Origin of the sequence: Kluyvera genomosp. 1 (assembly GCF_001266615.1) — a bacterium.
Taxonomy (GTDB): domain Bacteria; phylum Pseudomonadota; class Gammaproteobacteria; order Enterobacterales; family Enterobacteriaceae; genus Kluyvera; species Kluyvera cryocrescens_A.
The window spans coordinates 44,288-58,854 of sequence record NZ_LGHZ01000004.1; the positions used below are offsets into that span (position 1 = coordinate 44,288).

18 protein-coding genes are annotated in these 14,567 nt (G+C 52.8%); 5 read left to right on the forward strand and 13 right to left on the reverse strand.

The features are described from left to right. Nucleotides 1–128: 128 nt before the first annotated feature. The 3 genes from trmB to KP80_RS02130 are packed head-to-tail and all read left to right on the forward strand — an operon-like array spanning nucleotide 129 to nucleotide 1,947. Complete coding sequence (gene trmB / locus KP80_RS02120) at nucleotides 129–848, forward strand: tRNA (guanosine(46)-N7)-methyltransferase TrmB (protein WP_052281932.1); 720 nt, start codon at nucleotides 129–131, stop codon at nucleotides 846–848. Continuing rightward, nucleotides 849–1,175, forward strand: a complete 327-nt coding sequence (locus KP80_RS02125; RefSeq protein ID WP_052281933.1) for a YggL family protein — start codon at nucleotides 849–851, stop codon at nucleotides 1,173–1,175. Between the two features lie 52 nt (nucleotides 1,176–1,227). Beyond that, nucleotides 1,228–1,947: a DUF2884 domain-containing protein gene (locus KP80_RS02130; RefSeq protein WP_052281934.1), complete on the forward strand. Its 720-nt coding sequence runs from the start codon at nucleotides 1,228–1,230 to the stop codon at nucleotides 1,945–1,947. 57 nt (nucleotides 1,948–2,004) lie between these two features. Here KP80_RS02130 and KP80_RS02135 read toward each other — a convergent pair whose 3' ends face one another. The 8 genes from KP80_RS02135 to KP80_RS02170 all read right to left on the reverse strand — a co-directional run bounded on the left by KP80_RS02135 (nucleotide 2,005) and on the right by KP80_RS02170 (nucleotide 8,459). Further along, entirely contained in the window at nucleotides 2,005–3,306 is a 1,302-nt protein-coding gene (locus KP80_RS02135; RefSeq protein ID WP_052281935.1) for a TRAP transporter large permease, read from the reverse strand. After that, nucleotides 3,306–3,809 carry a TRAP transporter small permease gene (locus KP80_RS02140; protein ID WP_052281936.1) on the reverse strand — a complete coding sequence of 168 codons (504 nt, stop codon included), beginning with the start codon at nucleotides 3,807–3,809 and terminating at the stop codon, nucleotides 3,306–3,308. Before KP80_RS02140 ends, KP80_RS02135 begins: the two co-directional genes overlap by 1 nt. Nucleotides 3,810–3,854: 45 nt before the next feature. Then, on the reverse strand, nucleotides 3,855–4,841 hold the full coding sequence (locus tag KP80_RS02145; protein WP_052281937.1) for a TRAP transporter substrate-binding protein: 987 nt from the start codon (nucleotides 4,839–4,841) through the stop codon (nucleotides 3,855–3,857). 310 nt (nucleotides 4,842–5,151) lie between these two features. Next, entirely contained in the window at nucleotides 5,152–6,288 is a 1,137-nt protein-coding gene (gene hemW, locus KP80_RS02150; protein ID WP_052281938.1) for a radical SAM family heme chaperone HemW, read from the reverse strand. Further along, nucleotides 6,281–6,874 carry an XTP/dITP diphosphatase gene (locus tag KP80_RS02155; RefSeq protein WP_052281939.1) on the reverse strand — a complete coding sequence of 198 codons (594 nt, stop codon included), beginning with the start codon at nucleotides 6,872–6,874 and terminating at the stop codon, nucleotides 6,281–6,283. Before KP80_RS02155 ends, hemW begins: the two co-directional genes overlap by 8 nt. 8 nt (nucleotides 6,875–6,882) lie before the next feature. Next, nucleotides 6,883–7,173 (reverse strand): DUF167 family protein YggU, encoded by a 291-nt coding sequence (gene yggU, locus KP80_RS02160; RefSeq protein WP_052281940.1) that lies wholly within the window; start codon nucleotides 7,171–7,173, stop codon nucleotides 6,883–6,885. Beyond that, nucleotides 7,170–7,736, reverse strand: a complete 567-nt coding sequence (locus tag KP80_RS02165; RefSeq protein ID WP_052281941.1) for a YggT family protein — start codon at nucleotides 7,734–7,736, stop codon at nucleotides 7,170–7,172. The genes yggU and KP80_RS02165 overlap by 4 nt, the downstream gene beginning before the upstream one ends. A gap of 18 nt (nucleotides 7,737–7,754) precedes the next feature. Next, nucleotides 7,755–8,459: a YggS family pyridoxal phosphate-dependent enzyme gene (locus KP80_RS02170; RefSeq protein ID WP_052281942.1), complete on the reverse strand. Its 705-nt coding sequence runs from the start codon at nucleotides 8,457–8,459 to the stop codon at nucleotides 7,755–7,757. 16 nt (nucleotides 8,460–8,475) lie between these two features. On the opposite strand from KP80_RS02170, the gene KP80_RS02175 reads away from it, so the two are divergent. Then, nucleotides 8,476–9,474, forward strand: coding sequence for a type IV pilus twitching motility protein PilT (locus KP80_RS02175; RefSeq protein ID WP_052281943.1), 999 nt, complete (start codon nucleotides 8,476–8,478; stop codon nucleotides 9,472–9,474). Between the two features lie 514 nt (nucleotides 9,475–9,988). Beyond that, nucleotides 9,989–10,642: a LuxR C-terminal-related transcriptional regulator gene (locus KP80_RS02180; protein ID WP_052281944.1), complete on the forward strand. Its 654-nt coding sequence runs from the start codon at nucleotides 9,989–9,991 to the stop codon at nucleotides 10,640–10,642. Between the two features lie 183 nt (nucleotides 10,643–10,825). Here KP80_RS02180 and ruvX read toward each other — a convergent pair whose 3' ends face one another. The 5 genes from ruvX to endA form a co-directional block, all read right to left on the reverse strand. Beyond that, complete coding sequence (gene ruvX, locus KP80_RS02185) at nucleotides 10,826–11,242, reverse strand: Holliday junction resolvase RuvX (RefSeq protein WP_052281945.1); 417 nt, start codon at nucleotides 11,240–11,242, stop codon at nucleotides 10,826–10,828. Further along, nucleotides 11,242–11,805: a YqgE/AlgH family protein gene (locus KP80_RS02190; RefSeq protein ID WP_052281946.1), complete on the reverse strand. Its 564-nt coding sequence runs from the start codon at nucleotides 11,803–11,805 to the stop codon at nucleotides 11,242–11,244. Before KP80_RS02190 ends, ruvX begins: the two co-directional genes overlap by 1 nt. 145 nt (nucleotides 11,806–11,950) lie before the next feature. Continuing rightward, on the reverse strand, nucleotides 11,951–12,898 hold the full coding sequence (gene gshB / locus KP80_RS02195) for a glutathione synthase (RefSeq protein WP_052281947.1): 948 nt from the start codon (nucleotides 12,896–12,898) through the stop codon (nucleotides 11,951–11,953). A 12-nt stretch (nucleotides 12,899–12,910) separates the two neighbouring features. Continuing rightward, nucleotides 12,911–13,642, reverse strand: a complete 732-nt coding sequence (rsmE, locus tag KP80_RS02200) for a 16S rRNA (uracil(1498)-N(3))-methyltransferase (RefSeq protein ID WP_052281948.1) — start codon at nucleotides 13,640–13,642, stop codon at nucleotides 12,911–12,913. Nucleotides 13,643–13,835: 193 nt separating this feature from the next. Beyond that, entirely contained in the window at nucleotides 13,836–14,543 is a 708-nt protein-coding gene (gene endA, locus KP80_RS02205; protein WP_052281949.1) for a deoxyribonuclease I, read from the reverse strand. Nucleotides 14,544–14,567: the final 24 nt, after the last annotated feature.

The following is a 14,567-nucleotide window of genomic DNA, read 5'->3' on the forward strand; positions in this document are numbered from 1 at the left end:
CTAATGAGGGGCCAAATTGCAGCACAGCGGCACTATGCTGTAAACAGGAACTTTCCGGTGCTTGCATCCGGCAACTAACTTTGGATAATGCCCGTTTCCCGAACACTCTCACAAGCAGACTTATTTTTATGAAGAACGACGTCATTTCACCGGAATTTGATGAGAACGGCCGCCCACAGCGCCGTATTCGTAGTTTTGTTCGTCGCCAGGGGCGACTGACCAAAGGGCAGGAACACGCGCTGGAAAACTACTGGCCGGTGATGGGCGTTGAGTTCAGCGAAGAACCTGTCGATTTTGCTGCGCTGTTTGGCCGTGATGCGCCGACGACGCTGGAGATCGGTTTCGGTATGGGGGCATCGCTGGTGGCGATGGCGAAAGCGCGCCCGGATCAAAACTTCCTCGGCATTGAAGTGCACTCCCCTGGGGTTGGCGCTTGCCTTGCATCGGCCCATGAAGAGGGTGTCGATAACCTGCGCGTGATGTGCCACGATGCGGTTGAAGTGCTGCATAAGATGATCCCTGACAACTCTCTGAACATGGTTCAGCTCTTTTTCCCTGACCCATGGCATAAAGCGCGTCATAATAAACGCCGTATCGTTCAGGTTCCGTTTGCTGAGCTAGTGAAAAGCAAACTGAAGCTGGGCGGCGTGTTCCACATGGCGACCGACTGGGAAGCCTACGCGGAGCACATGCTGGAAGTGATGTCCTCGCTGGACGGATATCTGAACCTGTCTGAGAGTAAGGATTATGTACCGCGCCCGGAATCGCGCCCGGTAACCAAATTTGAACAGCGTGGCCATCGTCTTGGCCACGGCGTATGGGACTTAATGTTCGAGAGGGTGAAATAAATGGCAAAGAATCGTAGCCGTCGTTTGCGTAAAAAAATGCACATCGATGAATTCCAGGAGATCGGTTTCTCCGTAGCATGGCGTTTCCCGGAAGGGACCAGCGAAGAGCAGATCGACCAGACCGTTGATCAGTTCATCGATGAAGTTATCGAGCCGAACAAACTGGCGTTTGACGGCAGTGGCTACCTGGCATGGGAAGGTCTGATTTGCACCCAGGAAATCGGCAAGTGTACCGAGGAGCACCAGGCTCAGGTACGTAAATGGCTGGAAGACCACAAGTTCGAAGAAGTACGCACCAGCGAACTTTTCGACGTTTGGTGGGACTAATAGCCTATACGGGGCCAGCATTTGCTGGCCCGATTTGTCTTGAGGGAAAGTAATGATGCGCAAAACGCTGCTCACGGCAGTTCTCACGTTCACGACGATGGCCGCCCATGCTGACTACCAGTGCAGCGTCACCCCCCGTGATGATGTTGTCCTCAACCCGCAAACGGTGCAGGTGAAGGGCGAGAACGGCAATCTGGTCATTACCCCAAACGGTGACGTTACCTTCAACGGTAAGGCCTACACGCTCACCGCCGCCCAGCGCGAGCAGGCGAAAGATTATCAAACGGAGCTGCGCAGTGCGCTGCCGTGGATTGACGAAGGTGCCCGTAATCGCGTCGAAAAAGGTCGCGTGGCGCTGGATAAAATTATCGCCAAAGAGGTGGGTGAAAGCAGCAACATGCGCGGTCGTTTGACCAAGCTTGATGCCCAGCTCAAACAGCAGATGAATCGTATTATCGAACATCGTACCGATGGCTTAACCTTCCACTACAAAGCTATCGATCAGGTGCGCGCCGATGGGCAGCAGCTGGTGAACCAGGCGATGGGCGGTATCCTGCAGGACAGCATCAATGAAATGGGTGCTAAAGCGGTGCTCAAAGGCGGCGGTAACCCGCTGCAGGGCGTACTGGGCAGCTTAGGCGGCCTGCAAACCGCCATTCAAAACGAGTGGAAAAACCAGGAAGCGGATTTCCAGGCCTTCGGTAAGGATGTCTGCAGCCGCGTGGTGTCGCTCGAAGACAGCCGTAAAGCGCTGGTGGGTACCCTGAAATAAGCTCTTATCGGCTACCTGTGTTCTACAGGTAGCCAAAATCACCTTCCTTCAGCTGGATTACATCAGCCCCAGCAGCTGCGGAATAAACAGTGAAATCTGCGGGATGTAGGCAATCATCATCAGCGCCACCAACAAGGCGAAGTAGAACGGCAGCAGCGGTTTAATCAGCTGTTGGATCTTCACGCCGGAAATCGAGCAGCCAACAAACAGCGCGCTGCCGACCGGCGGCGTTAGCAGGCCGATACACAAGTTGGCGACCATCATGATGCCGAAATGTACCGGATTCATGCCCAGTTCTTCGGCCATCGGCAGGAAGATTGGCGTGAAAATCAGCACTGCTGGCGTCATGTCCATGAAGATGCCGACAATCAGCAGCACGATGTTGATAAGCAGCAGAATGATGATTGGATTCTCAGAGATCGCCATCAGCGTGTCGCTTATCATGTAAGGAATGTCTGCATTGGTCATCGCCCACGACATTCCGACGGAGAAACCGATCAGCAGCAGGACTATAGAGGTAGTGACTACCGACTCCAGAATCAGCTTAGGCAGATCACGCCACTTCACTTCCCGGTAGATAATAACGGACAGAATGAAGGTGTAGACCACCGCGATAGCGGACGCTTCGGTAGCGGTAAAGATGCCGCCTAAGATCCCTCCCATGACGATAATCACCAGCAGCAGACTTGGCAGCGCGTCGAAGAACGCTTTTGCCGCCTGCGCGCAGGTCGGGCGTTCGGAGACTGGATAGCCACGACGTTTGGCGATAATGGCGCAGACAATCATTATCGCCAGCCCCATCAGAATCCCCGGCAGATACCCGGCCATAAACAGCGATGCCACGGACACGCCGCCTGCGGTGAGAGAGAAGACAATCAGCACGTTAGACGGTGGGATCAGCAACCCGGTGATGCATGACGACACGTTGACCGCCGTGGAGAACGCCGGGTCATAGCCTTTTTTAGTCTGAATCGGGTGCAGGGTGCCGCCGACCGCCGCAGCGGCGGCAACAGCCGAGCCGGAAATGGAACCAAACATCATATTAGCCAGCACATTCACGTGGCCGAGCGAGCCGGGCACGCGGCCGACCATCACCTGTGCCAGGTTTATCAGGCGTATCGCAATACCGCCGCTGTTCATTAGCGTGCCGGCAAAGATAAAGAACGGGATTGCCAGCAGGGCAAAGTTATCGAGCCCGTTGGCCAAACGTTGGGCTACGGTAATCGCCGCGATATCCCAGGGGAACATCAGCAGCATTGAGGCGACGGTGGCGATACCGATAGAAAAGGAGATAGGCACGCCGATAAACACCAGCACGAAAAACGAACCAAAAAGCGTTAATGCAATATACCCGTCCATCAGCAAGCTCCTTCGGGCTGTTTCAGGCTACGTAAGCCGTTGGTGATAAACCATAATGCGTAAAACATCATGATGAGACCGGTTAGCGGCAGGATCAGGTAGACGTAGCCCATCGGGATCTGCATCGCGGCGGAGACCTGGGAAGTGGCCAGCGTTTTGGCAATCAGCTTCACGCCGCCGGTGACAATCACCGCGCCGGAGAAGATGAAAATCAGCAGGTTAATCACTACCGCTAGCATCTGCTGTTTGCGTGGCGTAATCGACATAGCCAAGAGGTCGATAGCCAGATGACGCTGTGCACCGACGGTATAGGCTGCGCCGAGCAGACCTACCCAGATCATCAGAAAGCGCGCCAGCTCATCAGTGAGCGTGCTGGGCTGGTTTAAGACGTAGCGGCTGAAAACCTGCCACACAACGCAGACGACCAGCGCGACCATCACCGCCACCGAGAATGCGGCGATCAGGCGGTCCACCGCCTGTTTAATGCGGGAAAAAAGTCTCATGAGATATCCTGGTGAAAGCGGGCCAAAAGCTGGCCCGAAAAGGTTTTACTGGGCGACAGCTTCAAATTTGGCCAGCAGCGCGGCCTGTTTAGGATCTTTGCTGAAATCATCGAACAGCGGTTGGACGGCCGCACGGAACGGTGCTTTATCAACTTTGATGATTTCGCCACCCATCGCTTTGGCTTGGGCGCGGGTGTCGGCGTCAATTTTATCCCACAGCGTCTGCTGATAGGCTTCTGATGCGGTCGCCGCTTTCGCGAGGATTTGCTGCTGCTCTGGGGTCAGTTTGTCCCAAGTTTTGGTCGAGATAACCAGGAAGTCGGGGATAGAGGCGTGTTCATCTTCGGAGAAAACTTTGGCGATTTCAATATGGCGGGTTTGAACCCATGATGGGACGTTATTTTCCGCACCATCGACCACGCCCTGCTGCATGGCGGTATAAACCTCACCAAATGAAATAGGCGTTGGAGAACCCCCCATTAATTCAATCATTTTAATTGTGGTCGGGCTTGGCTGAACGCGAATTTTTAAACCTTTTAAATCCTCAGGTTTCGTAATCGGTTTTTTCGCGTAAAAACTCCGGGTGCCAGCAACATAGGCTGAAAGCGCAAAGAAACCTTTCTCTTTTGTTGAGTCCATAATTTCTTTACCGACCGCACCAAATACTACGTTATTAAAGTGATTCTGGTCTTTGAATAGAAACGGTAAATTATATATTGCGTAGACATTATCGAAAGACTCAAGATCGCTGGCAGAGCCTTTAGTCATATCCAGCGCCCCATTTTGTAATAATTCCATGGTTTCACGCGCGCTGCCCATTTGGCTGCTGGGATAAATTCGAATCGTCATTTTGCCGTCGGAAAGCTGTTTAACTTCTTTGGCCATCGCCTCAAACGCCTGGTGCACCACGTGGCTGCGCTCGAGGTTATGGGCCAGTTTCAGTGTGACTTTTTCTGCCGCAGAGGTGCCGGTTGATAGCAAAGCGAGAAGGGACGCACAAACCAGAGATTTTGTAAAAGAGAGAGGTTTCATTAATAGGCTCCATGCACATTGATGATCGCGGTATATATCTATCGAAGTAATTTGTTTTTCTGTATGACATATTAACCTGGTTGTCCGACAACTTTACGCAGTCAGGCGTGCATTTTTGCATTATCTGCGTAATTAATGTGGTTTTTGTGCGCTGGGTTATATTAATAGCTCATGCGTAATTGGCTATTAATATTTAAATGAAATGTTTTATTGGTTATTATTCGAAAAGAGTGTTGGGAATGATTCGGGATAGTCGAGTGATATAGTCCGCTATTACTATTATTCGGTAATAGCGAATTATTATTAAGGTTTATTCGCTGAGAAATAACTCCAGCAGGGAGTTTAAAAACAGCTTACCGTGTTCGGTTATCTGCCAGTACTGCTCGCACTCGGTGAGATAGTTTTGTGCCAGCGCCTCATCAAGCTGTGGGCGGATAACGCTTTCATCAAGGCCGGTATACAGGCTAAATTCGGCGCGAGGTGCCGGTTCCAGCAGGCGGAAACGGTTCATAAAGAACTCAAATGGCTTATCGCTGTTTTCCACGTCATGCTGGCGTTCCAGATAGCGCCCTTCCATATAGCCGCGAGGGTGGCGAGTTTTCGCCGTACGCAGAATACGGCCGTCTGGGAACGTCACTTTACCGTGTGCACCACAGCCGATACCGAGGTAATCGCCAAACCGCCAGTAGTTGAGGTTGTGTTGGCACTGGTAACCGGGCTTGGCGTAGGCTGAGGTTTCATACTGCTGATAGCCTGCGGCAGTCAGTAACCGATGGCCCTGTTCAAAGATATCCCACAGGTCGTCATCGTCAGGTAAAACTGGCGGGCGCGAACCAAACAGAGTGTTCGGCTCAATGGTCAACTGATACCAGGAGAGATGCGGCGGCGCCAGTTCAATAGCCTGACGCAGGTCGTCCAGCGCCTCTTCCAGCGACTGATCCGGCAGCCCGTGCATCAAATCAAGGTTAAAGCTACGCAGTCCCAGGCCGGTTGCCAGCCGCGCGGCGCGTTTGGCTTCTTCTGGGCCATGGATGCGACCCAGACGCTTGAGCTTAGCTTCGCTGAAACTTTGTACGCCAATGGAAATGCGATTAACGCCCGCGCGTTGATACTCCACGAAGCGGTCCGCTTCCACCGTTCCCGGGTTGGCTTCCATGGTAATTTCCGCATCGTCAGCCAGCGTCAGGCGCGCACGCACGCCGTCCAGCAGGGTTTGCATCGCCGGGCCGGATAACAGGCTCGGCGTCCCACCACCGATAAAAATGGTCTTCACTTCACGTCCCTGTGCGTAGGCGACATCAGCATCCAGATCGCTTAGTAGATGCTGCACGTAGTCGTCGTGCGGTACTTCACCTTTCAGCGCGTGCGAATTGAAGTCGCAGTACGGGCATTTCTGCACGCACCACGGAATATGAATGTAGAGACTCAGCGGCGGTAGATTAACCATTACGTAAGGCTTCCAGTAACAGCTTCAGCGCCTGCCCGCGGTGAGAGATGGCAATCTTCTCTTCACGCGTCAATTCGGCTGCCGTTTTACCTTCAGACGGCACGAAGAAGATAGGGTCGTAGCCAAAGCCACCGGTGCCCGCGGCGCTGCGAGCGATGACACCAGGCCAGCTACCGTGGCACACCAGCGGTGTTGGATCTTCAGCATGGCGCAGATAGACCAGCACGCAGTGGAACTGCGCCTGACGCTGTTCGTCTGGTACATCTTTCAGAGCATTCAGCAGCTTCTCAAGATTTTGTTGGTCGCTCGCGTCTTCGCCGGAATAACGCGCGGAGTAAATTCCCGGGGCGCCGCCGAGTACATCGACCGCAAGGCCGGAGTCATCGGCAATCGCCGGCAGGCCGGTCATCTGAGCGGCATGACGTGCTTTCAGAATGGCATTTTCAATAAAGGTCAGTCCGGTTTCCTCAGCGGACTCAACGCCAAGCTCGGTCTGGGCGACGATATCCAGACCGAAATCGGCGAGCAGCGAGGCGAGCTCGCGCACTTTACCGGCGTTACCGGTAGCGAGGACAACTTTTTGCATGGGATATCCTAATTTGTCAGGGCGTCGACGCCCGATGGGATCTGTTGCGGATGAATAATTTTAACCTGTTTATGTCGCCCCAGTTCACCTTTCTCAATGATGACCTGGCTTTTGGCGACCTTAAACTGTTTGGCAAGAAACTTCACCAGATGGGCATTTGCCTGCCCATCAACGGGTGGAGCGGTGATGGCGACTTTAAGCTCGTCGCCATGTACCCCGACAATCGCATCACGGCTGGCCTTTGGCTGAATATACAGCCGCAGAACCAGCCCATCATCACAGGGAGTGACGGCACTCATAGCGCCATCCACAGCCCCGGCAGCAGCATATTGCCGGTGGCCTGAAGCACCTCGGCGATGCCCATATTAATGACATACAGCAGCAGAACCAGAACCATCGGTGAGAAGTCGATGCCGCCCATCGATGGCAGCAGACGGCGGATTGGGCGCAGCAGCGGCTCGGCCAGCTGCATCAGCACAAACTCAACCGGGCTGCGGCCCTGGCTGACCCAGCTCATAATTGCCATCAGCAGCAGCACCCAGAAGATCAGCAGGCCGATGGTTTTAAGCAGGATAAGAACGGCGGAGATCCAGATAATCGGCTGGAAAGTGATGACCATAAACAGCACGATGGCTTTTGCCACGCACAGAATGAAGGCCAGCAGCAGCGAGGCGCTATCCAGCGGCCCCATTGGCGGAATAATACGACGCAGTGGCCCGACGATCGGCTGGGTAATCTTCACCACGAACTGTGAGAACGGGTTGTAAAAATCGCAGCGAGCCCACTGCATCCAGACGCGCAGCAGTAGCACCATTGTGTACAGTTCTAAGACTGTCGAGAGCAGGAAGGTCAACGTCTTCATGGCGTTTCTTGAGGTCCCTTATTTTTTTGTGTAATCACGCGCACCGAAAATCGCGGTGCCGATGCGTACCATTGTACTACCTGCCGCAATCGCGGCTTCCATGTCGTCAGACATGCCCAAAGAGAGGGTGTCTACGGTTGGGTAGTCTGCTTTGAGCCGCGCAAATGCTACCGCCATTTGGCTAGCCACGGCAAACTGCCTGTCGTACTCATGCTCCGGTGCCGGTATGGCCATCAGGCCGCGCAGGCACAGGTTTGGCAATGCCGAGACTTCGGCCGCCAGGGTATCCAGCTCTTCTGGCGCAATACCCGATTTACTCTGCTCATCGCTGATGTTGATTTGAATCAGCACGTTAAGTGGCGGCATATCCGACGGTCGCTGTTCGCTGAGCCGTGCCGCAATCTTCAGGCGGTCGACGGTATGGCACCAGTCAAAATGCTCGGCAACCAGGCGACTTTTATTCGACTGCAGCGGGCCAATAAAGTGCCACTGCAGCCCCGTCTCGCCCTTTTCACGAAAGTGGAGGATTTTTTCCACCCCTTCCTGGACATAGTTTTCACCAAATGCCGTTTGGCCTGCGGCTATCGCGTCTTCGACGGCGCTCGCAGGTTTAGTTTTACTCACGGCAAGTAGCGTAACTTCTTCTGAACCCCGGCCGCAACGTGTTGCCGCTGCTGAGATTTTTTCCCTGACCTGTGCCAGGTTATGCGCAATATCGTTCATATGTTCTGGTGGGTCTATGGATATACAAGAAATCGTGGCGCTTAGTGTAAAGCATAACGTCTCGGATCTACACCTGTGTAGCGGCGGAGCTGCGCGCTGGCGTCGAGTGGGGAGTCTGGAAACGGCACCGTTTACGACGCCGGAGCCGGAGACATTATTGTCTATATGGCTAACTGATGCGCAGCAGCAGGAGTGGCTGCAATGCCGACAGCTGGATTTTTCCCTGTCCCTTGAGGCATGTCCGCGTCTGCGTGCCAGTGCCTATGCGCACACAGGTGGCGTATCGCTGGTGCTAAGACTGTTGCCGACGCGCTGCCCAACGCTTGCCGAGCTGCACACGCCGGTTGCGCTGGTGGAGTTATTACATGAAGAAAGTGGGTTGATTCTGGTGACCGGAGCGACGGGAAGCGGGAAATCGACAACGCTGGCGGCGATGGTGGATTACCTCAATCAACATCTCTGTGGGCACATTTTGACGCTTGAAGATCCGGTGGAGTTTATCCATAACAGCCAGAGCTGCCTCATTTCGCAGCGTGAAGTCGGCCAGCATGCCTCGTCATTTGCACAGGCGCTGCGGGTAGCTCTGCGTCAGGATCCTGATGTGATACTGCTTGGTGAGCTGCGTGACAGCGAAACTATTCGTCTTGCGCTGACGGCGGCAGAGACCGGGCATTTGGTGTTGGCTACCCTGCATACTCGCGACGCGGCGCAGGCTATCGAGCGTTTGGTCGATGTGTTTCCCGCTCAGGAGAAAGAACCGGTGCGTAACCAACTGGCCAATTGCTTGACGGCGGTAGTGGCGCAAAAGCTGCAGCCTGATGGTGAGGGGCGGCGGCTGGCGCTATTTGAAATGCTGGTAAACACACCGGCGGTAGGTAACCTCATTCGGGAAGGTAAAACGCACCAGCTGACCGGCGTGATGCAGACGGGTCTACAATCCGGGATGCAGACGTTTAGTCAAAGCTATCAGCAGCGTATAAAGGCGGGCATGTTGCGAAAGTCAGGTAGCGTTTAAATTTCAGGCGAATCTGTCATGTATAATATTGAAACATCGGTTCACTATGATGAATTTGGTGCTAGCATATCGAATCGGTAAGTAATGTGATGAGCGTTTTGTTTTGGCGTTAATATTGAATTAATAATCCAAATATTAACTAAAAGTTGTAAACTTTATTTTTATCACTGTTGCGTGAATGTATTTTTTTGTAATTATAGAGTGATTTTTTATTAGGCGGAAACAAAACTTCCTACGACATTTATTCTAATAGGGTTATGGTGAGCTAAACCATATGGATGAGATTAATGTCATTAACTAATTACATTATGTTGCGTAGGCTTACAAAAAAAGGTTGATATTCTTTTGACACTTCCAAGGTCTTCGTTCTATCCTATTTGTGTAATTAGGACTAATCTTATGAAATAAAGTTTCACATATTGAGAAGTTCTTATTATTAATGGTATTAGGTTTGCCTTTGCTTTGACTTATTTAATCACCATGATGGTGGATATGAACTATGGAGAGTTTCAAAATGTTTGAAGTGACAGAGAGTGTATCTAATTCCCGTAAAATTATTTTAATCACCCATCCGTCCGTGCAAGCAAACGCGTTTGCAAACTACCTTACTGATTTGCTTTCAGTTTCTGTCGATGTTCATAACATCAACAAGCCACTGGTACAGCGCCTGAGTAAGGGCTCTGTGGTATTGTTCGATATTGCTGTTTCCAACAAAAAACTCAACGGTATTTGGCGCGATATTATTCGTACACAGTTTGACTCCCCGCGTCTGTTGATTATTAACAGCGCACAGAAGTATGAATTATACGAAATGGCACAGTGGCCAGCATTGTACGGCGTATTCCGTCACGACGACGAAGAATCGCGCTTAATTGAGGGCGTCAAAGCGGTCTTAAACGGCGAGCAGACGGCTGAATTGAGCGTGATGCACCCGGCAATGTATGCGGTTGAGCAAACTCCTGATACCAATGATAGCGTACCGCTGACCGAACGTGAGTGTGAAATTCTGAATGAACTGCGCCACGGTGCCACCAATATGGATATTGCACGAGCTTTGTTCATTAGTGAAAATACCGTACGTACTCATCTGTATAATGTTTTCCGCAAACTGAGCGTGAAAAACAGAACCCAGGCGGTGAGCTGGGCGAACGAAAATCTACGTCACTAATCGATAAGTCATGCTCTGAATAATGCGTGTTGTAGGACGGTGATACGCGAGATAATCCTGATGAGACTAATTTAAATCAGTGAGTTGGGTAAACTAGTATCGCCAAGTGACTTGCAATCAGAAGCAGGGCGAGTATCGCGATTGTGGCGAGCTCCCGGGAAGTCATTCCCGGGGGCAGCCAGACTAGAAACCCTGCTCGAAAAAGCTTTCCAGAATGACCACCGCAGACGCTGAGTCTACGCTGCCTTTATTTAGCGCGCGGAATCCGCCGCGCTCAAACAACCCCGCACGCGCTTCCACAGTACTTAATCTTTCGTCATGCAGCGTAATTGCCACGCCAAAGCGGCCGTGGATCTTATTAGCAAAATTACGTGCTCGGGCGGTTAACGGCTGCTCGGTGCCGTCCATATTCAGCGGCAGACCCACAATCACCGCTTCCGGCTGCCACTCCTTGAGCAGACGGCCAATAATATTCCAGTCTGGCGTGCCGTCCTGCGCTTTAATGGCCGTCAGCGGGCGAGCGGTACCGGTGATACGCTGGCCGATGGCCACACCAATGCTGCGAGTGCCAAAATCAAATGCCAGCAGTGTTCCACTCATTATGCGTGCCCCGCAGTGCCTGACATGGTCAGGATATTGATACCGATAAGCTTAGCTGCTTCTTTCCAGCGATCGCTAATCGGGGTTTTGAACAGGATATTAAGATCGGCCGGGGCAGTCAGCCAGGCGTTATCGAGGATCTCTTGCTCAAGCTGGCCTTTTTCCCAGGATGCGTATCCCAGAGCAACCAGTACGTCCGACGGCTGGCGTTCAGTGCCCAGCGTCTCCAGCACGTCGCGTGACGTGGTGACGATGGTGTTGTCGGAAATGCGGATACTGGACGAGAATGAAGATGGAGGCGTATGCACGATAAAACCACGATCTTCGGCCAGTGGACCACCCAACATCACCGGTTTATCCAGGCGAATGGCGGGATCGCGAGGTTCAGGCGTGATCTTTAGCTTTTCGAGGATCCCCTCGATCTGCAAATTATCCAGTGGTTTATTGATGATGATCCCCATCGCGCCGTCATCGTTATATTCGCAGATGTAGACCACGGAACGACGGAAGATAGGATCCTGAAGGGTTGGCATAGCAATGAGGAAATGATGCTGTAAATTCATTATCAGAGGTTCTGTCCTGTTTCAAAAAGCAGCAGCGCCCAGTATGAGGGGAAAGCGCACTGCTGTCACCAGGCTTGCCCACTTGCAGGACAGGCGAGAAACCTGGCTGGCGGCGGGTTCCCTCCCGCCGTTTAAAGACAACGTCTTATTTTTGCAGACGTTTTTCGATAGCGTCCATCAACATGCCGGTGATGGAAATCGGATATTCCGCTTCGATTTCTCGCACGCAGGTTGGGCTGGTGACGTTAATTTCAGTCAGACGGTCGCCGATGATATCGAGGCCAACGAAGATCAGACCTTTTGCTTTCAGCGTTGGTCCGACTTTACGGGCGATAGCCCAATCGCTTTCGCTTAATGGGCGCGGTTCACCGCGGCCGCCTGCGGCCAGATTCCCGCGCGTTTCGCCGCCCTGTGGGATACGCGCCAGGCAGTAAGGTACCGGTTCACCGTCAATCACCAGCACGCGTTTGTCGCCATCTTTGATAGCTGGCAGGTAGTTTTGCGCCATGCAGTAGCGGCTACCCAGCTCGGTCAGCGTTTCGGCAATGACGCCAATGTTCGGATCGCCTTCCTTCACGCGGAAGATCGATGCGCCGCCCATGCCGTCCAGCGGTTTCATGATGATGTCGCCGTGTTTTTGCCAGAAGGCTTTCAGCTGTGCCTTATTACGGGTGACCAGCGTTTCCGGCGTCAGGTCGGAGAACCAGGCGGTAAACAGCTTCTCATTACAGTCGCGCAGGCTCTGCGGTTTGTTAACGATGAGCGTGCCTTGTTCTTCTGCGCGCTCAAGAATATAGGTCGCGTAGATAAATTCAGTATCGAATGGCGGATCTTTACGCATCAAAACGACATCGAGATCGGCGAGCTTAATCTCTTGTTCGCTGCCAAACTCGTACCACTTGTCGTAGTTCTGCTCAACGCTCAGCAGACGGGTGCGGGCGTAAGACACGCCGTTCTCCAGATACAGGTCGTTCATCTCCATATAGTGGAGTTCGTAACCGCGACGCTGGGCTTCCAGCAGCATAGCGAAGCTGGTGTCTTTCTTGATGTTGATGCTTGCGATGGGATCCATCACGATGCCGAGCTTGATCATTATTGTTCTCCTTTAACCCAAATCGCCAAAGCGCACCTGTAGTGCGGTGATGGCGGTGAGTGCGGTAGTCTCTGTGCGCAAAACGCGAGGCCCCAACAGAATATCAGTAAACTGGTAGCGTGCGGTCATGGCAATTTCATCCGCTGATAGGCCTCCTTCGGGGCCAATCAGTAATCGTACGCGCTCAACCGGCTGCGGCAGAGTGTTGATGCTGGCGCTGGCGCGCGGGTGCAGATTGAGCTTCAGCGCATCATCCTGCTCGGCGCACCAGTCTTCGACATCCATTGCTGGGCGAATTTCCGGTACAACGTTGCGACCACACTGCTCGCAGGCGGCAATCGCGATTTTTTGCCACTGTTGGAGCTTCTTATTCAGGCGCTCGGCATCCAGTTTAACCCCGCAGCGCTCAGAAAAAAGTGGCGTAATGAGGCTTACACCCAGTTCTATCGATTTCTGGATAGTGAATTCCATTTTATCGCCGCGCGACATCACCTGACCCAGATGGATATGTACTGGAGATTCACGATCATCCGTTTCGCCGCGCAAGATTTCGACCATCACGTTTTTCTTGCTGGCATCAGTAATCACGGCGTCAAAAACCTGATTGCTGCCGTCGAACAGTTGGATCTCCTGGCCTTTGCCCATGCGCAGGACGCGGCCAACGTGGTTAGCGGCGTCATCGCACAGAGGGATCTGCGTGCCGACGGTTATCAATTCCGGGTGATAGATGCGGGGGATACGCATAGTCTGACTTCCATCTGTAGCTATGCCCTCAGCTTAAGAAGAGGGCAGGGAAAATGAACGATTGCCGCTAGTGTAAACACAAAATCCTTCAAGATGCATCAAGGCAGCAAATCCTGATGCGCTGACTCAGGCTCGTGCCCGGAGTAAACGCATACCATAATGCCTGGACTGCTTGAAAGATCGTGTGTATAGGTTAGCTTTTTTGCGCCTGGCAAGCCTGCTGCACATAAGGATTATGATTGCCCTGAACTTTGGCGATGCGTTCGTCGCGTTGGCACTCCCAGGTGCTGACGGGATACATTTTATCCCAGGCGTTGAACAGCTGGGTTTGTTGGCGTGAAAGAGTCAGGCTGTAGCGGTCACGCATATAGAAGTAGATACGGGCGATCGCCCCACGCGAACGTTCCGGCGGTTCTGCGACCTTGGCTTTAAAATCGACCTTCATGCCGCACTGGCCGTACTGGCCTTCGCCCCCATTCCACTGTCCGTACATAAAGTTGCCGCGGTCACCGTTAACCTCGCCAACCGCCGGCTGTAGGTTATGCATATCGCTTTCCATTTTGCGATATTCCGGATCTTTAGCGCAGTTCTTTCTGCCGCCGTCCTGCCAGCACTGACGCTGATGGCCAAACTGCCAGGCCGGCACTACGTGTTCCCACTCAACGCGGCTGGCGCGGTTTTCATTTTTACGCACTTTATAGCCGCAGGACTCCAGATCGATAACGCCTTTTTTACCCTGCCAGTTGATTTTACAGCCGCAGTAAAAGTCGCCGGGAACGTCGTTATTAACCTTTACGCCCGCCGTTTTGGCCTGGGAAAAACTGTTGATACCCTCGGCTAATGCCTGGCCTGAAAGCGCCGTCGCCAAAAATGCGGCGGCAAAAGACAATTTACGGTACATCACGAACTCCATCTCAAATCGAGC